Raw genomic sequence first — 19,650 nt, 5'->3', positions numbered from 1 at the left:
CGATGGTGTCCCGGTCGGGCAGGTGGGCGATGGTGACGTGGGCGATGGCAACTCCTGGCGGTCAGCGGTGGTGGGTGGAGCCGGCCAGGGCGGGCGCTGCTGGGCCTGGAGCGGTGACCTGGGCGCCGCCGGGCGCGGTGGCCGGTTGGCCACCGGCTCCGGGAAGCAGCCCGGCGTGTTGCAGGACGCCGTCCGCGACGAGGGCGGTCTGTGCGACGAGGACGTTGCCGGGATCGGCCGGATCGGAGTCGATCACCACGCGGAGCAGCCGCAGGCGGCCGGGCGTGATCATGCCGGATCCGGAGCCGCATGCATCCGGGCGTCCGTGTCGAACAGGGTCAACTCAGCGCGGTGCAAGAGATGTTGGACGACGAAGCTCCGGCCGGCGACCTTCCACAGGCCGCGGCCCTTGCCGAGGGCGGCGATGGCGGCGGTCTCGACACCGCTGAGGCCGAGCAGGCCGGCGGTGGCGGCCAGCTGGTCGCTCTCCTGCCGGTAGATCACGCGGGTCGCGCAGTCGGTCAGCAGGCCCTCGGCGAGCGCCCGGGTCCGTGAGCCGGCGTCACCGGCCGACAGCAGGTCGGACAGGCGGTGGATGATCAGCATGTTCGCGATTCCCAGGCCGCGGCTCAGCTTCCACTGGCTCTGCATGCGTTCCAGCAGCGCCGCGTGCCGCATCACGCGCCACGCCTCGTCGTAGATCACCCACCTGCGACCACCGTTGGGGTCGCTGAGCGCGGCCTCCATCCAGGCGGACGCGCAGGTCATCGCCAGCGTCAGCGCGGTGTCGTCGCCCGAGGAGCCGAGCCGCGAGAGGTCGATGGTCAGCATCGGACTCTTCGGGTCGAACTCCGCGGTCGACGGCGCGTCGAACATGCCCGCCAAATCGCCGTTGACCAGTCGGCGCAGGGCATGGGCGAGGTCTTGGGCGGCTGCGCCGACGCGCCGGGTGGGATCGCCGAGCGCGGCGTCCAGGACGGCGGGCTGCCCGAGAACGGCCGCGACGTCGCCCAGCAGCGGGACCTGGCCCGTGCGCGCGCACCGGTCGACCACCGCGTCCAGCGCGATGTCCATCGCCGTGTACTCCATCGGCGCCAGGTCGCGCCGCAGGACCGTGCGGGCCAGCGAGCCGAGCAGCAAGAGCCTGCGCTTGCGAACCTCACCCGCCCAGTCCGCCAGGTCGACGCCGACCGGAGCGGGCGGCGCATCGAGCGGGTTGAGCCTTCCGTGAAGCCCCGGCCCCAGCGCGATGGTGGTCCCGCCGATCGCCTCCGCGACCGACGTCCACTCGCCCTTCGGGTCACATGGGACGTAGACGCGGTAACCAAATGCCGTGCTGCGCAAAGCGATGCTCTTCGCCAGCGCCGACTTCCCCTGGCCGATCACGCCGGCCACCAGCGTGTTCGGGTTGGTGAAGTTCTCAACCTTCCCGTACAGGGCGAAGGGGTCGAAGACGAACGACGCCTCGGCGTGGACGTCGCGGCCGATCAGGACGCCGGCTGACCCGAGGCCGCCCTCGGCGAGGAAGGGGTAGGCGGCCGAGGCGGTCGCGGTGGTCATGCGGTGCGCGGGAAGTCGCAGTCGGCCGCCGCGCAGGGAGGCGGGGCCGGGGCGTCCGGCTGCGGGGTAGGTGGGGAGGAGTTCGGCGTTCTCCTCGCGGCGGCTCTTCGGGCGGTGGGGGCGGTCGGCCTGGCGGGCGGCGCGGCGGGCGGCGGCGAGGTCGCGCTTGGCCTGGCGGCGGGCGGCGCGGTCCGAGCGGGTCGGGGTGAACAGGGGGGTGGCACTGGCGGAGCGGGGGCGCAGGAACGTTTCTCCTGTCAGACGCGAGGGGCTGTGGTCGGGGTGCCGCGGAGCTCGGAGGGGGTGGCGATCACCCGGACGCGGCCCGAGGTGGTGCTGTGGCGCTGGCAGATCACCATGTCGGGGGCGCCTTCCGGCAGCCGCAGCGCGCAGGCTTCGCGGGTGGGGCGGCGTCCGTCGGCCCGCGGGGCGCGGTGGTAGGCGTCGTGGAGGGCGTCGCAGGTCTGCCAGAGCCGGATGCGGGCGGCGTGGAGGTGGCCGGCCTCGGCCGGGGCGAGCGGCCGGGTGGTGCCGGTGTGGGTGTCGAGCAGCGCGAACAGGGCGACGCAGTGAGCGTGGAGCGCGTCCAACTCGCCGCGGGAGACGGGCGCTTGCTCCGGGATGGCGGTGTGGTGGTGGACGTCGACGCCCGCGGTCGCGAAGCGCAGGAGGCGGTGGTCGCTGGTGGGTGGGTGGTGCACGGCCGGCCCCCGTCAGGTGCGGGCGAGCGGCAGGGCCGCCTGCGCGAACGCCTCGGCCTGCTGCCAGCGCAGGAGCCGCGGGTCCAGGCCGGTGCCGGCGGCGGCGGTCTCGATCGAGGCGCAGGCGCGGCGCAGTTCCTCCGGGGTGTCCGCGCTGACGACCACCAGGCCGGTCAGGTCGACGTCGGCGTGACCGGAGATCAGCTCGCGCTCGTGCTGCTTGGCGTCGGCGTACTCCATGCTGTCGGCCTCGGAGTCGACCTGGCCCTTGCGGACCCGCTCGGCGGCGTCGGCGACGATCGACGCCTTGGTGCGCTGCACCGCCTTGAGCGCGGCATCCAGTGCCTGCGGCCCGTAGGTGAGGGAGAGGGTGCGGCGGGCGCCGCCGGCGAAGACCAGCGGGTGGAGGAACCCGTGGGTAACCTCGGAGCGGGGCCACTGCTCGATCCAGTACACCGCATGGCAGGCCGTGTCGGTGGTCAGGCGGCCTGGTTCCTCGACGACCACGACGGGGCCGGCGGCGGCCGGGTCGGCGACGGCCTCGCCGCTCTCGGACCACTGCTCCAGGTTGGCGAGGGCCTTCGGGTCGTAGGCCGAGCGGATCACGGCGGCGATATCGCCGGTGCTGAGCCAGCCGCGGGGGTTGAGTCCGGCGTTGCGCAGCGACTGCTCGAAGCCGGGGACGAGCTGGGCCAGGACGCTGAACGCGCCGGACAGGCCGCCGCCGGCCTCGCCGATCAGGCGGCGGGCGCCCTTGAGGTCGAGGCTGATCGCGATGTACGCCTCGTGCGGGGCCGCGGTCGGGCCGGCGGCGGCGAGGAGTTCCTCGTAGACGGGGCCCGCGAGGGGGGCGTCGGGGCGGCCGTTCTCGGCCCAGTACCGGGCGAGGGCGTCGCCGCTGTCGGGGACGGTGCGCTCGATCACCTGGACGGCGGTGATGTAGCCGGTGCGGGCCAGCGAGGCCAGGCACCGTCCCCAGGCATTGACGTTACCGGCCTGGGTGGAGGGATCGAGCAGGGCGAAGGCGCGGGAGCTGACGCGGATGACGGCGGTGAGGGTGTTCTTCTGGGGGTTGTGGATCGCGCCGAGCGTGCCGCCGGGGGCAGTGACGGCGCGCAGGCTGGCGTCGGTGCCGGGCAGGTGGAGCAGGCCGTCGCGGCGGGGCCGGGTGGCGGGCCGGGCGAGCCAGACGAGCTGGCCCTTGGCGCGGCGGAGGTAGTACCGGATGAGGATCGGGGCCCAATCTGCCACGGAGCGGCTGTGGAAGCGGACGATGACGAGCGCGGCGGCCAGGGCCCAGAGCGGCGTGGCGAGGGCGGCTCCGGCGAGTCCGGTGGCGACCATGGTGGCCAGGAGCATCGCACCGGCGGTGCCGACGACGGTGAGCTGGGCGGCGGTCAGCCCGAGCAGAACTCCCCGTCGGGATCGACTGGGGAAGCGGACGGTCGGTGTGGGAAGGTCGGCCGACAGGGGCGACTCCTTCGGTCAGGGCGGGGGCACCGGCCGGGGCGGGCGGCGGCCCCGGCCGGTGCTGGTCAGGAGGTCGGCGGCGTGGAGGGGCCGACGGGGCTGCTCGGTGCCGAGACCGAGCCGGTGGCGGACGCCGACGGGGCGGGGCCAGCGGCGGACGCCGACGGGGCGGGGCCAGCGGCGGACGCCGGCGGGGCGGCAGGAGCCTGGGCGACGGCGCCACGTGCGGCGCTGAAGACCACCTGCGTGGCACCCGCACTCCCACCGGCGGCGGCAACTGCGCTCGTGGGCTTGGCGGTTGCTCCTCCGCTCGCTCCGCCCCCGGAGGACTGGCCGGAGGCCGGCGCCCGGGAAATCAGCGGCTGGCCCTGGTCACCGCCAGACTGCTGGGCGCGGCGGGTGATCAGAGCCTTCCCGATCGCATCGCCGCCGCCGGAGGAGGTGCCGGGGAAGCGGAAGGTGTTCTGCGACGGGGACGAGCCTTCGCTGGAGCCCGGGCTGCCGACGCTGCCGCCGGCCGGGGCGTCCTGGCCGGGCACCTGCGCCGGGCCCTGCGGGGCGGCCCCGCCCATCGCTGCTCCGCCGGCACCGCCGGCACCCGCGGTCGCGGCCATCCGGCCGGCCTTCTGGGCGGTCGCGGCGCCGACCTGCAGACCGGTGGCGGTGCTGCGGTGCAGATCGTGGCCCTGCCCGCCGTCGCCCGCCCAGTGGACGAACTTGTAGATCGCCATCGGGCTGAGCAGCACCAGGGCCATGACGACGAGGCCGGAGATGATGTCCGAGAGGGCCTGCACGCCGTCCTTGGTGTCGCTCTGGCCGAGCGCGGAGACGCCGACGAGCATGATGATCGTCATGATCAACTTGCTGAAAACGACCGTCGCGGTGGCCTCGATCCACCTCCGGCGCCAGTCGCGGGTGGGCTCCCAGGCGCCGCCGGCCGCCGCGAAGGGTGCGAGCACGACGAGGACGAGAATCGTGACCTTGCGCAGGACCATCGCGCCCCAGTAGAGGATCGCCCCGGCGGCGCAACCGAGCGCCACCAGCGCGGGGATCGCCCAGCCCAGCGGTGATGTGATCCCGATCATCGACACCTTGACCAGGCGCCTGACCGCGTCGTCCATGCTGGAGTTGGCGATCTGGAACAGCCCGCGCGAGAGGGCGTCGACGATGACCAGGGAGACGCCGGTGAAGGTGATCGCCGTCATCGCGAACAGGGTCGCCGAGACGGTCCCGGTGACGGCCTGACCGAGCGCCTGGCCGTCCCGCCTCCAGGCGGCACGGATCAGCTGGAAGATGAAGGTCATCACGATCATGACCAGCGCGATCGGCAGGATGGTCGCGTAGTTGGTGCGGAACCATTCCGCGCCCAGGTCGACCGAGGTGGTCTTGTCAACGGCGCGGGAGGCGAGGTCGACCGCGCTCTTGGCGAGGTCGCCGGCGCTCTTGGCGACCCAGTTGCCGATGGAGTCGGTGACGGAGTCGCTGACGCCGCCGACGATGACGTCACAGAGCAGGCCGGAGCCGGGAATGTCGCAGAAACCGATGGGCGATCAGCTCCTCTGGTCGGGACCGATGGGGAAGGAGGTCAGGGGTAGACGGTGGTGGCGATGGAGGCGAGCGCGCAGTCGCGGCCCGGCCGGCACTGGACGGCCAGGGTGAGGCTGCGGTCCTCGGCTCCCCGGCCGCCGTCGTTCCAGCTGACGGTCTGCTTGCCGGTGACGGTGACGGCGTAGATGTAGGCGACGGTGAGCTGAGTCGGGTCCTTGCCGATGGCTTGCTGCCAGGCTGCGGGCAGGTGCGCCTCGGCGGCTTCGCCGATGGCGTGCTGACCGTTGTCGCGCATCCGGCTCCACAGGACCGGGTCCGGCAGCTGGGCGGCAAGGGCGTCCGGGTCGGCGTACCTGCTCTCGCCGGTCAGCCAGCCGCGGAGGCCGGCCAGCTGCTGAGGCTGGGTGGCGGTGCGGGTGTCGTAACTCCACAGTGCGGTGGCGAACGCCGTCGCGAACTTGATGGGGTCGCTGGTATGCGGCGGAGCAGCGACGACGGAGGGGCCCGGTGTCGCTCCGTCCGAGGGGACGGGTCCGGGGTCGAGCGGCGAAACGGTCGACGTCGCGGAAGCGGAAGGGGAGGACGGGGAGTTGGCGGCGCTCGGGGTGTGGTGGTCGCCGCCCGCCAGCCGGGCGGTGAGCCCGGCCAGCAGGGCGACGACCACGAGCACGCCCAGGCCGATCAGCAGCCGGCGCAGCATGGTGGACTGGCCGGCGAGCGGCGAGGACTTCGGCATCAGTGGACGTTGGTCCCCACCGTCGAGAAGAAGCTGACGATGCCGTTCGCGGCGCCCAGCAGGAGGGCGCAGCCGGCCGCGACCAAGGCGCCCTGCTTGCCCTTCTGCTCGCTGCCGTGCGAGCCGGTGTGGTGGCCCCAGGCCCAGACGATGCCACTGACGCAGAGTGCACCGACCACCGCGATGATCGCGAAGAGATTGATGCTGCCCACGGTGGACTTCAGGACATCCAGGCCGGGGAGGCCGCCCTGGCTGGGCGTGATGCCGGGGTCGTACGCCAGCTGCGTGGCGGCGTCGGCGAGGTAGTAGGTGAGCAAACACACTCCACGGCTAGAGGGGCAGGAAGGTGCGCGGGCGGACCGCGCGGGAGGGGGTGAGGGGCGCGAAGTGCGCTGAAGTGGACGGCAGTTACCGTCAGGGGGCGATGCGGCGGGCGGCGATGATGTCGCCCTTCCACGAGGCGAGCGTGGAGATCTTGACGACATCGCCCGTCTTGGGTGCGTGCACCACGAGGCCCTGGCCGATGGCCATGCCGACGTGCTCCGGGCCGTTGGGGCCGGGCCGGGTGAACAGCAGGTCGCCTGGGCGGATGGCGTCGACGGGCACCGCGGTACCCTCGGCCACCTGCGTGTACGTGGTGCGCGTCAGGGTGATGCCGCCAGCCTTGTACGCCTGCTGCGTCAGGGACGAGCAGTCGCAGCGGCCCATCGGGTCCTGGCCATGGGAGTCGGTGCAGCTGCCGCCCCACTGGTAGGCCGTGTTCAGCTGGCCGAGCGCGAACTTGATGGCGCTCTGCACGGCAGGCGGGGCATCGGTGGGGATCTGGTAACCGGCCGGCAGGACGCCGGGCGGGATGACGCCCCAGTTCGTTCCGTCGTCACCCCCGGTGCCGCAGCCGCTCGGCGTGGCCGGCGCGGACGGGCTCGGTGACGGGGTCGTGCCCGGAGAGGGCGTCGGCACAGGAGTGGAACTCCCCGACAACACCTGGGAGATGGCCTGCTGCAGGGCGGTCGCCAGCGGCTCCCACTTGGCGTAGGCGTCCGGGTAGCCGGACCGCTGGACCTTCTGGGCCGCCACGGTGAGCGGCAGCTGCTCCCAGCCGGGCACCTCCAGCAGGGCCTTGTAGAACCGGGTCGAGGCATACACCGGGTCCTGGATCTGCTCGGCCGTACCCCAGCCCTGCGACGGGCGCTGCTGGAACAGGCCCAGGCTGTCGCGGTCACCGTAGGACAGGTTCCGCAGGTTCGATTCCTGCAGCGCGGTGGCCAGGGCGACGACCTGCCCGCGGGCGGGCACGTTCATCGAGATGCCCGTCGCCGTGATCGTCTTCGCGAAGGGGATCTGTACGGCCGGGTTGTCCAGCCCGGCGACGGGTCCGACCTGGCCGGTCGCGCCGTCCAGGATCTTCTTGACCTGGGCGGCGACGGCCGCGCTGTCCACAGGCTGTGGACCGGTGCCGGGGGTGCAGGTGTCGGACTTGGTGGAGTCGTTGGCGCTGACCGCCAGGGCGGGGAAGGCGACGGCGAACGGTGCCAGGAGGAGGCCGGCGAGACCGCCGCCGACCCACTTCTGCCAGCTCATCGCGCCCTCCGAACGTCACCTCCGGCCGCGTCGGCGCGGGGGTCCGGCGGGCGGGGCTTGGGCATCCGCATCCGTGCGGTGAGGGCGAGCAAGGCGGGGGCTCCTGTCGGATCGTGCGGAGGGGTGCGGGGTGGGCCCGCCCGGCCGGGAGGCGGGCGGGCCGGAGGGAGCGGCAGCAAGCCGCGCTCGTAATCTCGAAAAAGGCATGGATGTCCCCTGGGATGGGTGGGGTGGAATTTCGCTTGCGGCGGCCGAAGGTATCGAATCGCGGGCTCGCAACCTAAAACGGTGCGGCGCCCACGGCCCGGGGTGTACCGACGGCCTTCCCGGCGGACGCTAATGCCTTCTCGGCTCGCAACCAAAAACGGGTAACTGGTCGGCGTGCAGGTAGAAAGCGGTGTTCCGTCGGGGTGCCCCACCGTAGAACCGGACCGACTCGGAACCTAAAACGGGATTCCGGGTCGAGTGATCTCCGGGGGTGCGGCAGACGATAGGCGCAGTGCGGCTCGCAACCTAAAACGATCTTCGCCAGGGTGGCTCGGGGTGCGTTTTAGGTTGCGAGCCGCACCTGGGCTAGGTTCCTGACGCAGCCGCAGCCCGAGCGCTCCGGAGCCGCCCCGCCGGATCTCTGTCGACCGTCGAAAGGCCAGGTCACGCCGCCGGTTGCCGCTGCTGCCCCATCCCCGACCAGGAGGTCAGCCCGCCCCTTGCCCTACGAAATCCACCAAGGCGATGCCCTGGTCCGGCTCGCCGCGATCCCTTCGAACTCCGTCGATGCCGTGATCACCGATCCGCCCTACAATTCCGGTGGGCGCACCGCCCAGGAGCGGACCGGACGAACGGCGCGAGCGAAGTACACCTCGAACGACGCCGCCCATTCCCTCGCCGATTTCCCCGGCGAGAACAAGGATCAGCGGAGTTACACCTACTGGCTTTCCCAGCTCCTCGCCGAGTCCTACCGCGCGACCAAGAATGGTGGCGTCGCCCTCGTTTTCACCGATTGGCGCCAGCTGGCCGCAACGAGCGACGCACTGCAGGCCGGCGGCTGGATCTGGCGCGGCGCACTCGCCTGGTACAAGCCCGCCGCCAGGCCGCAAAAGGGCCGATTCACCCAGCACTGCGAATTCGTACTGTGGGGGAGCAAGGGCCCGATCGACGGCGACGCCCACCCCGTCTACCTGCCCGGCCTCTACACCGCCTCCCAGCCCAGGAGCGGTCGGGTCCACATCACCCAGAAGCCCGTCTCGGTGATGCGGGAGCTGGTCAAGATCTGCCGCCCCGGCGGCACGGTGCTCGACGTGTGCGCGGGCAGCGGCAGCACCGGAGTCGCGGCCCTGCTGGAGGGCCGAAACTTCATCGGCGTGGAGGTCACCCCGCACTACGCCGGCATCGCCGAGCAGCGACTCGCTGAGACCGAGCGGCAGATCGCCGAGGGCGCGGCCGACCCGGACCCCGACGCCGACCCTGACCCTGACTCCGAGGCCGTCAAGCCGGCCGAAGCCTGACCGCGCCAGCCGGGCCGCCGCCCGCGCGGCGGCCCGGTCCCGCTCCGAGCCTGAAGGAGATGACCTGTTCAAGAAGTACGGTGACCCGTCGACCTACTGGGACGCCGCCGACGGGCCGCCCGATGGCCTCGACCGGGCGCTGCAGCCCCTGCTCGACCTCGGCGCCCACCTCACCCGCGCCGCGAAGAACACCATGGTCATCACCCCCGACCACCGGATCCACGTCGGCTACGTCTTCCCGCACTGGAGCTGGCCCTCCTGGCGGGTGCTCGTCCACGACGAGCCGTTCGAGCAGCCACTCTGGGGTGCGCACCTCAACCGGAACACGCCCATCGAGGTAGTGGCCGCGGTCACGGCGACGCTCGCCCGGCTCCACCAGGAGAACCACCCACTGTTCGACTTCTGGGGCACCGTCGACCCGGCCACCGCCCTCGACGGCTTCGCCGACGCGGGGTGGCAGAGGTCGCCCGGGCTGCGCGCCCACCCGTTCCACTACCGGGCTGCCAACGGCGACAGGGCATCGGCCACCCACCACAACCGTGCCGGCCGGATGCTCGATCCGTTCCAGTCGGGCCAGGACGGCTGCTGGGACATCGACGGCGTCAAGGGCGGCCGGTTCTGGTCGATCTCGGTGAGTGAAGCAGCCCCCGCGCCGGTCCTGACCGCCCTCGTCGACGCGATCACCCGGGTACACGATGCCCCCAACATCGCGCCCCCGGTGCTGTATCCGCCCGGCAGCACCGCGGCACTGGCCGGCACCGGTGCCGCAGGTGAGCCCGCCCGGAAGGAGACCCCCTGACCACCCCCGCTCGCGACCTCGAAGTGGTGGTCACACCAGGCCACTTGGCCGGACCGGGCGACGCCGAAGCAGCCCTCGCCCGTTTCCTCGAAGCGGCCCCCGCCTGGGGCCGCTACAGCCCGGGGCAGGACACCACCGTCGCCCTGCACGAGTCCCTCCTCGCCGCGATCGAACTCGACCACGACACCAGCACGGGGCCCCGCTGGACCATCGCCGCGTACGCTTCGCCCGTCGGCAAGCGGACCTGGCACACGACGTTCTGCACCCGCACCCCGGCCGAGGTCGTCACCGCAGTGCTCGAGCGCCTCTCCCACGCCCTGACCGCGACCTCAGAGACGGTGCGCGACGAACTCCTGTGGGGGCGACGGTCGCTGGACAACACCATCGCGGCCGACCTGGACGCCGCCGACGAACCGTGGTCGCGGGAGACCAGCCCTGTCCACGGCGTCTACAGCTGCACCCGCCCTGACGCCACCGCCGGCATCGCCGTCAACCACAACATCGGCGACATCCGCGGGATCGGTCCGACCGTCACCGTCTGGGGCGGCCCCCGCGGCTACCCCAGCGAGCGCTGGCATGCCGTCTTCGCCGGCCACACGCCCACCGCCCTCATCAGCGCGGCGTTCGACGAGGTCGTCACCCCCCTGCCGGCGCTCCGCCAGAGCCTCCAGATCCCCGCCGCCAACCGCACCCAGGTCCACCTCGAACCGCGTCATCGCCGCAACCTCCCACCCGCCCGCGGCCAGCAGCCCACCCGCGAAGACCAGGGCGAGGCACCAGCCGAGCCCGGACCGGCGGAACCCGGCCGAGCCGGCCCGAACACGGTCACCATCCGACGCACCGACGACGGCGCGATCACCGCGACCGGCGGGGACGCGCACGCCGCCTTCCTCGTCGGCACCACCGGGTTCGCCCCCACCCCCGGGCGCTCGAACCGCTACACCCTGCCCGCCGGCCACCCCCGGAACGAGGAGAACAAGATCGCCACCGACGCGGCCGTCCTCCTCGCCACGGCCGGGTACGACGTCACCCTCGACCCCACCCTCGGCGTCCGCCCGTCGCCACGGCCCTTCGCCCCCGTCACCGGAGAGCTCCTGCCGAGCACCACCGCAGAACGGCTGGCCGAGGGCATCGACGAGGTCACCACCCACCTGCTGCGCACCACCGACCCGGCTGAGGTGCGCAGGGCAGTCGGCGTCATCACCGGGGAGGGCGGTGTGCTGGACCGCAGCGCCCGGGCTCTGCGGGCGGCCGGCGGCTGGGCCCTCCACCACCGCGTCGGTGGAGACGCCGGTGAAGCGCTCCGGTTGACGGCCGAGATCGTCGCCTCCGGCCGGGAGGCGGCCGACCATGCAGTCGGCCGCCTCGGCACCGCCCACTCGCCGCGGTCTGCGGCAGCCCGCACCCGAACCACACCGGCCGCACCTCCTGCGGTCACCGGCCCGCTCGGCCACACAGGAGCGCCAGGCCACGACAGCCCGCGGCCGCAGTCCCGCTGACCCCCGCACCAACCCCGCGAGGCCCTGCCCATGTCCGACGACGTCCAGGTCGCCACTTCCCCCGCTCCATCGCGCCCGCCGCAGTGACGATCCGGCCGCGCACCACATGAACACGCCTACCTGGAGCAGTAGTTGACCACGGCCAATCCCCACTGGGCCAAGCGCGCCCGCGAACGACCCTGGCAGCAGGTCCGCATCACCCCAGCCCTGTACGCCGGCCCCACCCGGGACACCGAGCGCGCGATCCGGCCGCTCACCGACGCGGGAGCCGTACGCCTCGACGACGGTCGCGGCAACCAGCTGATCATCTCCACCGACGGCCGAATCCGGCTCGGACTCGAGCCGGAAGGCGGCGACGTGAAGTGGAAGGTCGCCGTCCATGAACGCCCCTTCCTCCCACCGCTGTGGACCGTCAGCCTCACCGAGAACACGCCGGTCGAGGTCGTCGAGGCCATCACCACCGACCTGGCCGACCGGCTGCGCACCGGCCGGCGGCTCACCGGGGGCGCCGCCGACGACGAGTGGCGCACCCCCCTCCAGGCCCACGGGTGGACCCTCATCTGGGACGCCGCGGCGGGCACCGAGACGGCGTTCGCCGAGCACAGCCCGCAGGACAGGATCGTCCTCAACACCCAGGCGGTCCTCGACCCGGAGGAGTGGGAGGAGGCCGGGCAGGACGGATTCTGGAGCGTTGACATCGCCGGCGACTTCGACGGCTGGTCCGCCGCAGCCAGCATCTGCACGCCGGACCAGATCCTGCACACCATGGTCAGCGCGATGCTCGCCCCCGCCATCCGCGACATCGGAGACCTCGGCGACCTGGCAGTCGGCGCGGCGGTCATCGGCGCCGCCGAACTGACGGAGATCCCCTCCAGCCCGACGCCGCTGGACACCCACCGCGCCCGAGCCGCCCGCACGACCTCCCCGACCCGCGCCGCCGCAGACTCCACCCAGATCGCCTTCTCGGTGTCCGCGTCCGGGCCGAGGCCGCGCTCCCGATGAACACCGGGGTGCGGCTGCGAGGCGGCCACCCCGAAGTCCGTTGCCGACCAGAACCAGCAGCCCGCTCCGCCACCGTCACCCACGGCCCCAGCCGCTGACAGCCCCGAGGAACCGCCATCCCCGAAAGCACGATCGACGTCACCCCGACTTACCTCGCCGGGGCCAGTCACACCACCCGGGTCTTCGACCACCTTGTCCAGCAGGGGTGGGGCCGCAGCACCGACCACGACCTGGACCAGGAGTTCGCCTGGAGCCCGAACCACCGTTTCCGCATCGCGGACGGCCAGCTCGACCCCGGCGCCGCCTGGCGGATCACGGCCGCCCCGGAGCCCCTCGGCACACCGGCCTGGATGGCCGGCTTCTCGACCGAGACGCCGCCCGAGATCATCATGGCCGTCACCGACGTACTCGCCCGCACCGGGGACACCATCGACTGGACCGGCGAGTCGCACCCCGCCCTCCAGCAGCCGACCGACCGGCGGACCCTGATCCGCACCCTCACCGACGCCGGCTGGCGCAGCACCTACCGCGGCGGTGTGCTCGACCTCGAAGCTCCCGACGAACTCGCCCGAGTCCAGGTCCGCCTGGACCCGCCCGGCGATCCGGACGACCTCATGGCCCACCCCCACCTGTACGTGGAGATCGGCCCGCGGGGCTCCGGCGGCTACCCGCCCTACTGGCAGGCCATGGCCACCACCAACGCCCCCGCGGTCGTCGTCGACACCCTCGCCCAAGCCCTCACCGACCCCACCCCCCTGCAGCGGGACCGGGACTGGATGGACGAGGAACTGCTCGCCCACCTCGGCCACCGGACAGTGGCCGACCCCGCCAACACCAGCCCCTACACCGAGACGGACCTGCGGGAAGCGGCAGCCGAGCTGTGCGAGGAGGTCCTGGAGGAGATCGAGCACCCCGACTTCATGCCCGGGTGGTACATCGTGGACCGGGTCATCCCCAGCAGCCGGAGCCGCACCCCGACGACCTGGGGGCAACTTCCCGCGGAACAGAGGGCCCTGGCGAATCTGCTGGTGGAGGACATGGTCGTCGCGGCGGCGGCGAGTGCACCGGCGCTCCTCGACCTGGACCTGGGCGCCAACCTCGACCCGCGGACCGCAAGCCGAAAGCCGACACCTCCCCTCACCACGGCACTGAGGGAACTCCCCTTCAACATCAGCGACCTGAAGGACGCGGCAGCCTACGCCGCCGCTGCGCAGATCAACGGGACCGACCTCAGCGGGATCGCCGATATGCTCCACGACCGGCCCGTCGGCGACGGCACCACGTGGACCTGGGGATCGCTTCCGACCGCCCAGCACGAGCAGGCGCTCCACGCGATCGACCGCCTGCTGGCCGGGGCCGCCGCACGCACCCCGGAGCTCTTCGCCCCGGACTTCAGGCCCGCACCGCTGGCCCTCGTCGCCCCGGTCTACCTCGCCGGCCCCGGCCACGACCGCACCACCGCGGCCAAGCCCCTGACCGATCGAGGCTGGACCACCGAGAAGCAGGGCACCACCACGGTGTACACCAGCCCGTGCCGGCGGCTGCGCGCCCAGTCGACCACCGACGACACGGGGACGAGCTGGACCGCGTCCTTCAACTACCTGCTGAGCGGCGAGGAGGTCTGGCGGGTCACTGCAGACCCCCGCACCCCGCCGGAGATCGTGACCGCCCTGCACACCGCGCTCGCCGCCAACCCGAGCGAGCTGATCCGGACCGCCGCGAACGCCGAGGACGGTCTCGTGCCGATCATCGCCGCAGGCTGGCACGACAACAGCACCCGTGAACACCTGATGTGGGACGCACCGGACGGCGAGATGGCCAGCGTCTACCGCTGCACCGCCCCCGCCGGGCAGATGTTCGTCGGGGAGAGCCGCGCCTGGCAGATCAACGGCGGCAAGCTCGGTCCGGGCGAAGTCGAGGGCTGGAACATCGAGATGTCGGAGAACATCCCGGCCCCGCTCCTGGAAGCCGTCACGGCCGCGACGGCCGACCCGACGCCGGTGGCCCGCCTCGGCCGTGACCTCACCTTCGAGCACCTGCTGTACCTCGACGTCCGCCCCCTCGCCCCCAAGGCTGCATCTGGCCCCTCCGCGCGGGCCCTGGCGGCCCGCACCCGCGTCGTTCTCTCCCCACCGGCACCGGCCACCAGCCGCTCGACCACCGCCACGAGCCCGCCCGACCAGCCCCGGCAGCCGACCCGCTGACCACCGCGGGCGGCACACACCCCCTCTCGACAGGAGTGCCCATCGACACCGGCTTCGACGAGTTGCTCGACCTCGACGGTCTGACCCCGGCCACCGCGGAGGACGCGGCAGCGGAGTACAACGGCACCATGAACGCGGCCAGCTACACCGTGATCTCCCAGCACCACGCCTACGGGCAGCCGTTGGCCGACGGCGTGAGCAGCAGCTACCTCGTGGTACGCGACGACTCGGCCACCGCAGGCACGCCCGATGATCCGCACTACGCGGCCATCCACATCCGGCGGGACCGGGCCGCCGGGCTGTTCCACTTCGACAGCTCGCCCCACCCGCTGCCCGTCCTCGCCCAGCACTGGCTCATCCAGCGCGGCGCCGACATCACCGCCATCGCCGCCCTGTCCAGCCACCACAGCGTTCCGGCGAACGCGGAGACCACCGCGCTGGAGCACCGGATCCGCTCCGCCGGCAACGCGCTCAGGAGCGACGCCTCGTACACCAGGAACCTGACCTGGGATCCGGGCTGGAAGCCGGGGGAGGCGTGGCGAGGAGACGAGCACCTCGTGCACGACTGGTACACCTGGGTGATCCTCGACGACCCCCTGGCCCCGCCGGGCAGCCCCGTCCGGGTGCTGTTCGAGGACGTCGACTACACGGCCGGCACCCACACCCTCACCGAAGGCGCCTTCCCCGATCACGAGTCCGCTGAGGAGTGGACCCGCGATCCCCGGCAGCCCCTGCCGCCCGCTCCCGCGGTCATACCTCCCCCGGCTCGGCCCGCAGCCGCCGCCGCCAAGGAGTCCGAACGCAGCAGCTCCACCAGCCGAGTCGACGCAGCCAGCCGCACCTCCGCGAACTCCCCGGGCAGCACGGCAGTCGCGACTCCGCCGCCCACCCAGCCCCATTCGGCCGGCACCCGCCGGACCCGCTGAACCCACCATCCCCGACCACGGAACAGACTCCACAAGGACACGGCCTGACCACCGCCACCGCCACCACCGCCCTCGACACCATCGAACGGATCGCCCGCGCCGCCGCCTACCCGCCCACCCAGCGCATCATGATCCGCGGACTGCTCGACACCCCCGGCTCGTACGCCGCCCTGGCCGCCGCCGTCCACCGCGAAGACCTCCGCCCGACCGCACTGGCCGCCATCCGCACCCTCATCGAACACGACATCGACGCGGGCCGACCCTGGCCCTCCGAAGCCGCTCGCTGGCTCAGCCGCGCCAACGCGGACTGGCAGACGAGCGCGGCGCTGGTCAACCACCTCACCTGGTACGCCCGCAGCCGGCGCAACAGCGCCCTCGCCCACCTCGCCGGCACCGACCACCTCACCCAGCCCGGCACCGACCGCACCCACGCCCAGGCGCTCCGGCACATCCACCTCGCCGCCCTCCGCTTCGACTTCCGGTGCCGCAGTATCCAACAGCTGCTCGAACAGGTCCCGGGGAGCGAGCGAATTCGCTGGGATCCGTACACCCGCGCCCTCGCCGCGTTCGCCCTCCTCGGAAGCTCCGTTCCCGGTGCCCTCGATGCCCTGGACCGCAGCCTCGCCGAGGCCGGCGACAACCCCCAGGTTTGCCACGCCCTGCTCCACGGCCTGTGGCTCGGAGACGGACTACCAGATCAGGCCGAGCGGATCCTCAAGCTGGCCGCCTGGCCCACCTTCGACGACACCGACCCGATCATGCTCTTCCGCACCGCCACCGCCTGGCGGAGCCTCGGGCGCCGATCCGAAGCCCTCGACGCGATCGACAGCGCCATCGAAGCCCTCGCCCCAGACCAGCCCGACGTCCACGCCGACCTGGTCCGTGAACGAGCTCTGATCACCGCGATGGCCCGAGAACCGCAGCACCACCGCGGACACTGACCGCTCGACTCCCGGTACCGGGAGTCGCCATCCCCTGACGCAGAGGACCAATACATCGAACAGCCGAACCCCCAGGACCGTCAGCCCGCAGCCCCTCACCCGAGTCTTGCCGGAGGGGAGGAAGCCCGGACCTACCAGCGCGACCTGAGCCGCTGGGCCGCCCGTCGCGCCCACATCCAGCAGGCCATCAAGTCGGCCTCCGCCCCGCGGGCAAGCGAACCGACCGCCACCGCAGCACCCCCGCTTTCTCGGCCCCGCCGGCGGTAACCGCCGCCCCGGCCAACCCGGTAGCGCTGAAGGTTACGGTCCGCCCCGCGGGCCCGGCCCTTGGACGACCGGGCCGACCTACGGCGATGGGCCGCACCCCTCGAAGGGGTGCGGCCCATCGCCGAAGACGAGCTACGCGGCAGCCGCGTAGCTCGTGCGCAGCAGCTCCATCGACCGATCGAGGTCCTCCACCGACCCGATGCGGACCTCCAGCTCGCCCGTCCCGAGGTGCCCGATTCTCCGGACGTCCCGGGTCCAGCCCGGGACCAGCTGGATCGTCGTCGGGTCGACGCGCAGGAAGACGACCAGAGCCTGCGCCTGCGCCAGCACCCGGACGCAGGCGAAGTTGCGCCGGCGGCGGTAGGCAACGTAGTGCTGCAGCGGCACCGCGTGGCCCTCGCCCAGGTCGAGCAGACGGGCGTCGAGTTCCTCGTACAGCCCGCGGATCTCGCCGCTGGCCTGCGCGAGGACGTCGGTGACCGTCCGGCGGGTGGGCGCGACCGGGCGGGCAAGTTCCGTCCGCCGGCCCGGGAGGGTGCCGCACCCGCCGGCGACCGACGCCGCCAGCTCCAGCGTCACCAAGTCGTCCCCGTAGCGCCGGTAGACCACCATGTCGATCCGGTGGTGGGACATCCCGGCCGCCACCAGGTCGTACCGGGTGAAGTCCGCCGCGATGCACACCACCCGCGGGTTGCTCCAGTCCACCTGCTCGGCGACCTCGGCGCCGAGCCGCTGCTCGACGAGCGCCTCGAACTCGGCGTGGTTCTCCACCAGCCACGAGAGGTAGAACAGGCCCTGCGCGAGGACCGACTCGCTGCTCGTGCGCTTGTACTCGATCAGCACCGGGCTGCCGTCCTCGTCCAGACCGAGGCTGTCGATCCGGCCCCGGTGCACCGGACCGGTGGAGTACTCGCTCGCCAGGAAGCGGACACCGCCCAGCATCTCCTCCATGTTCGCCTCGACGAGAGCCTGGAGGTGACGCTCCAGCTCCACGGTGTCGCCCTCGACACGACGAACATCCCCATCAGAAACGCGGAACACCTGCAGACCCGCCACGTACCCCCCAGCACACCATCCGCCGGACCACCCGGGGATGAGCCGGACACCATACATGCCGGAAGCAGGGCAATCTAGGTCTTGTTGCGTTAATCGCACTTTGCGTCAGCTGGGAATAGAGGGAAACGCCGGTGGGGCTGTTCTCGATGTGCTGGCTCTATTGGGACGGTTGCGGCATCGGCATCCCGGTAGCTGCCCCGATTCCGGTGAGGACCATGTTCTGTGCCACCGGGTTCGTCGCGACCTCACGCGCTGCAGGAGCGTTCGGACACGGCCCTGGTTGGAGTTTCCCGTCGCCACCTGTGCCTCGAGAGCCGTGACGTCGTCCGCACGAGTTGCCTGCGGCTCCTCCGGAAGTCCGAGCATCGGGATGCTGAAGCGGATCATGCAGACGAGGTTGGCAAGGTCCTCGCCGCCGACGCCGGTGGCGGAGGAGTTGCTGGACTGGCGGTTGCTGTTATCGTTACCCGCTCTCCGCCTTGCCCCGCGCGGAGGGCTTGCGGACTCATCGAAGCCGTTGAACTGGTTGCTTTGCGTGATGAACGGGCCGGGCGGACGTGTTGTGCAGAGGGCGGGAGGCCGGCGCGGTCCTCGGTAGGCTCACGGCACTTGAGGAGGCGCAGGTGCGGCGGATCGGTGAAGTCACGACATACCGGTACTGGTCGGAGCGGCGGATCCGCGTCATCGCGCGCGACAACGGCCTGCGGCTGGAGGCTCCATGGCGGCTCTCCACTGCGAGTAGCCCGACGTCCGTGCTCGGCCTCGGCCTCCCGGTCTTCGCCTTCCAGCGGCCGGAGGGCTACGAGCGGAGCAGGCGCAAGACGGCAGACCGGCTGGCGAAGGCCCTGCGGGGCAGCATCGCCGTCACCTATGACGAGCCGGGGGCGCGGTTCGCCGGCGGCCTGGGCAGGGTCGCGTTCTCCGCTTTCACCGTCGGTCCCCAGCGGGACAAGGGTGTGGTGCTCCACGCCCGGACCCGGAACGGCTCCGGCCGGCGGGTCGATCTGTGCCTGTTCGGCAGCGTCGACAACGCGGCCGACTTCCGCACGGGCGAAGCCGTCGAAGGTGGGACCTCCTCGGCCTGGTACGCGGTCAGCGAGCTGCTCGAGAGCCGAGGCACCCGCAGCACCTGCGGCTGGGACGAACAAGAGCTCGCGTTCGAGGCGTTGAAGATCGCCACCGGCGACCGCGACCGTTCCGAGAGCGAAGCGGAGGAGCCATGGACGCTCCCGTGGGCCCTCGGACACGCTGACGAGGCGGAGTGGCTGGCAGTGGTCTACAGCGACGTCACGCTCGATCCCGAGCGCTGGCACCTCGGCGGTACCGACTTCGAAGGCACCCACCGGATCATCGTCGGAGCCCCGATCTGGGTCCGCACGGCAACCCCGCAGGCGGTGGTGCGCTACTCGCAACTGCGTGCCCCCGCGTCCGCCCGGCCGACCTGGTGGCGCCGCCTGCTGCCGGGCAGAAGCCCGGCGGGTCCGCCCGCAGCTCTGGCGGCGGGCACCCCGCACCTCGACGCGGAGGACGTCACCGATCGGTCCGCGGCGCTGTAGCCGGTCCACGCTCCACGCGGCTTCTGCTCGGTCGACGCGATCGTCGCGGAGCGTCCGCCGGGTGGGTTCCCGCCTTTCAAGTCCGCAACTTGCTTCCTGCGGAAGCTAGTTGGGGGGAAGTTCACCCGATCGAGTGGACGACTCGGTTGATGCTCGCTGTCGTGCCCAGGGCGCTGGCACAGTCGGTGCCACACGTCGGTGGTTCATCACCGCCGCTTGCCTCGTGCCGCCGTCGGCGGAGTAGGAGAACAGACGCGACATCCCGGACACCCGACCCGTGGGTGTCGTCAGGTGTGATC

Annotated in this window: 17 protein-coding genes; 8 read left to right on the top strand and 9 right to left on the bottom strand. The window is 72.2% G+C overall.

Going from position 1 to position 19,650, the window contains the following annotated elements:
* Window positions 1-61: 61 nt before the first annotated feature.
* The 8 genes from ACFC0B_RS25210 to ACFC0B_RS25175 form a co-directional block, all read right to left on the bottom strand.
* Window positions 62-292, bottom strand: a complete 231-nt coding sequence (locus tag ACFC0B_RS25210) for a hypothetical protein (RefSeq protein WP_376089926.1) — start codon at window positions 290-292, stop codon at window positions 62-64.
* Window positions 289-1,821 carry an ATP-binding protein gene (locus ACFC0B_RS25205; RefSeq protein WP_376090318.1) on the bottom strand — a complete coding sequence of 511 codons (1,533 nt, stop codon included), beginning with the start codon at window positions 1,819-1,821 and terminating at the stop codon, window positions 289-291. Before ACFC0B_RS25205 ends, ACFC0B_RS25210 begins: the two co-directional genes overlap by 4 nt.
* Entirely contained in the window at window positions 1,818-2,261 is a 444-nt protein-coding gene (locus ACFC0B_RS25200; protein ID WP_376089923.1) for a DUF6238 family protein, read from the bottom strand. Before ACFC0B_RS25200 ends, ACFC0B_RS25205 begins: the two co-directional genes overlap by 4 nt.
* 12 nt (window positions 2,262-2,273) lie before the next feature.
* Window positions 2,274-3,731, bottom strand: coding sequence for an SCO6880 family protein (locus tag ACFC0B_RS25195; protein WP_376090315.1), 1,458 nt, complete (start codon window positions 3,729-3,731; stop codon window positions 2,274-2,276).
* A gap of 65 nt (window positions 3,732-3,796) precedes the next feature.
* Window positions 3,797-5,044, bottom strand: a complete 1,248-nt coding sequence (locus tag ACFC0B_RS25190; protein WP_376089920.1) for a type IV secretion system protein — start codon at window positions 5,042-5,044, stop codon at window positions 3,797-3,799.
* Between the two features lie 272 nt (window positions 5,045-5,316).
* Window positions 5,317-6,015, bottom strand: a complete 699-nt coding sequence (locus ACFC0B_RS25185; protein WP_376089917.1) for a hypothetical protein — start codon at window positions 6,013-6,015, stop codon at window positions 5,317-5,319.
* Window positions 6,015-6,332: a DUF6112 family protein gene (locus ACFC0B_RS25180; protein WP_359820893.1), complete on the bottom strand. Its 318-nt coding sequence runs from the start codon at window positions 6,330-6,332 to the stop codon at window positions 6,015-6,017. Before ACFC0B_RS25180 ends, ACFC0B_RS25185 begins: the two co-directional genes overlap by 1 nt.
* Before the next feature lie 97 nt (window positions 6,333-6,429).
* Window positions 6,430-7,596 (bottom strand): C40 family peptidase, encoded by a 1,167-nt coding sequence (locus tag ACFC0B_RS25175; protein ID WP_376089914.1) that lies wholly within the window; start codon window positions 7,594-7,596, stop codon window positions 6,430-6,432.
* Window positions 7,597-8,303: 707 nt separating this feature from the next.
* Here ACFC0B_RS25175 and ACFC0B_RS25170 point away from each other — a divergent pair.
* The 7 genes from ACFC0B_RS25170 (at window position 8,304) to ACFC0B_RS25140 (ending at window position 16,472) form a co-directional block, all read left to right on the top strand.
* Window positions 8,304-9,101, top strand: a complete 798-nt coding sequence (locus ACFC0B_RS25170) for a DNA methyltransferase (protein ID WP_359820897.1) — start codon at window positions 8,304-8,306, stop codon at window positions 9,099-9,101.
* Between the two features lie 193 nt (window positions 9,102-9,294).
* Window positions 9,295-9,900, top strand: a complete 606-nt coding sequence (locus ACFC0B_RS25165) for a DUF317 domain-containing protein (protein ID WP_376089910.1) — start codon at window positions 9,295-9,297, stop codon at window positions 9,898-9,900.
* A gap of 44 nt (window positions 9,901-9,944) precedes the next feature.
* On the top strand, window positions 9,945-11,399 hold the full coding sequence (locus tag ACFC0B_RS25160) for a DUF317 domain-containing protein (RefSeq protein ID WP_376089907.1): 1,455 nt from the start codon (window positions 9,945-9,947) through the stop codon (window positions 11,397-11,399).
* A gap of 132 nt (window positions 11,400-11,531) precedes the next feature.
* Complete coding sequence (locus tag ACFC0B_RS25155) at window positions 11,532-12,401, top strand: DUF317 domain-containing protein (RefSeq protein WP_359820904.1); 870 nt, start codon at window positions 11,532-11,534, stop codon at window positions 12,399-12,401.
* A gap of 116 nt (window positions 12,402-12,517) precedes the next feature.
* The gene (locus ACFC0B_RS25150; RefSeq protein ID WP_376090312.1) at window positions 12,518-14,605 is read left to right on the top strand and encodes a DUF317 domain-containing protein; all 2,088 of its coding nucleotides are present in this window, start codon (window positions 12,518-12,520) and stop codon (window positions 14,603-14,605) included.
* A gap of 35 nt (window positions 14,606-14,640) precedes the next feature.
* Window positions 14,641-15,531, top strand: a complete 891-nt coding sequence (locus tag ACFC0B_RS25145; protein ID WP_376089904.1) for a hypothetical protein — start codon at window positions 14,641-14,643, stop codon at window positions 15,529-15,531.
* Between the two features lie 128 nt (window positions 15,532-15,659).
* Window positions 15,660-16,472 carry a hypothetical protein gene (locus ACFC0B_RS25140; protein WP_376089901.1) on the top strand — a complete coding sequence of 271 codons (813 nt, stop codon included), beginning with the start codon at window positions 15,660-15,662 and terminating at the stop codon, window positions 16,470-16,472.
* Window positions 16,473-16,871: 399 nt separating this feature from the next.
* On the opposite strand, the gene ACFC0B_RS25135 is transcribed toward ACFC0B_RS25140, so the two are convergent.
* Entirely contained in the window at window positions 16,872-17,732 is an 861-nt protein-coding gene (locus tag ACFC0B_RS25135; protein WP_376089898.1) for a DUF5655 domain-containing protein, read from the bottom strand.
* A 686-nt stretch (window positions 17,733-18,418) separates the two neighbouring features.
* Between ACFC0B_RS25135 and ACFC0B_RS25130 the strand changes: the two genes are divergently transcribed.
* On the top strand, window positions 18,419-19,351 hold the full coding sequence (locus tag ACFC0B_RS25130; RefSeq protein WP_376089895.1) for a hypothetical protein: 933 nt from the start codon (window positions 18,419-18,421) through the stop codon (window positions 19,349-19,351).
* The last annotated feature ends 299 nt before the right edge of the window (window positions 19,352-19,650 follow it).

Origin of the sequence: Kitasatospora sp. NPDC056184, assembly GCF_042268405.1 — a bacterium.
In the GTDB taxonomy this organism is placed as follows: Bacteria; Actinomycetota; Actinomycetes; order Streptomycetales; family Streptomycetaceae; genus Kitasatospora.
The sequence above is the reverse complement of the archived record's forward strand: the minus strand, read 5'-3'. Positions and strand labels throughout refer to the sequence as shown.

Coding starts and splice junctions, on each gene's coding strand:
- ACFC0B_RS25210 (WP_376089926.1), bottom strand. CDS start 292: ATGATCACGCCCGGCCGCCTGCGGCTGCTCCGCGTGGTGATCGACTCC.
- ACFC0B_RS25190 (WP_376089920.1), bottom strand. CDS start 5,044: ATGATCGTGATGACCTTCATCTTCCAGCTGATCCGTGCCGCCTGGAGG.
- ACFC0B_RS25185 (WP_376089917.1), bottom strand. CDS start 6,015: ATGCCGAAGTCCTCGCCGCTCGCCGGCCAGTCCACCATGCTGCGCCGG.
- ACFC0B_RS25175 (WP_376089914.1), bottom strand. CDS start 7,596: ATGAGCTGGCAGAAGTGGGTCGGCGGCGGTCTCGCCGGCCTCCTCCTG.
- ACFC0B_RS25165 (WP_376089910.1), top strand. CDS start 9,295: ATGGTCATCACCCCCGACCACCGGATCCACGTCGGCTACGTCTTCCCG.
- ACFC0B_RS25140 (WP_376089901.1), top strand. CDS start 15,660: ATGATCCGCGGACTGCTCGACACCCCCGGCTCGTACGCCGCCCTGGCC.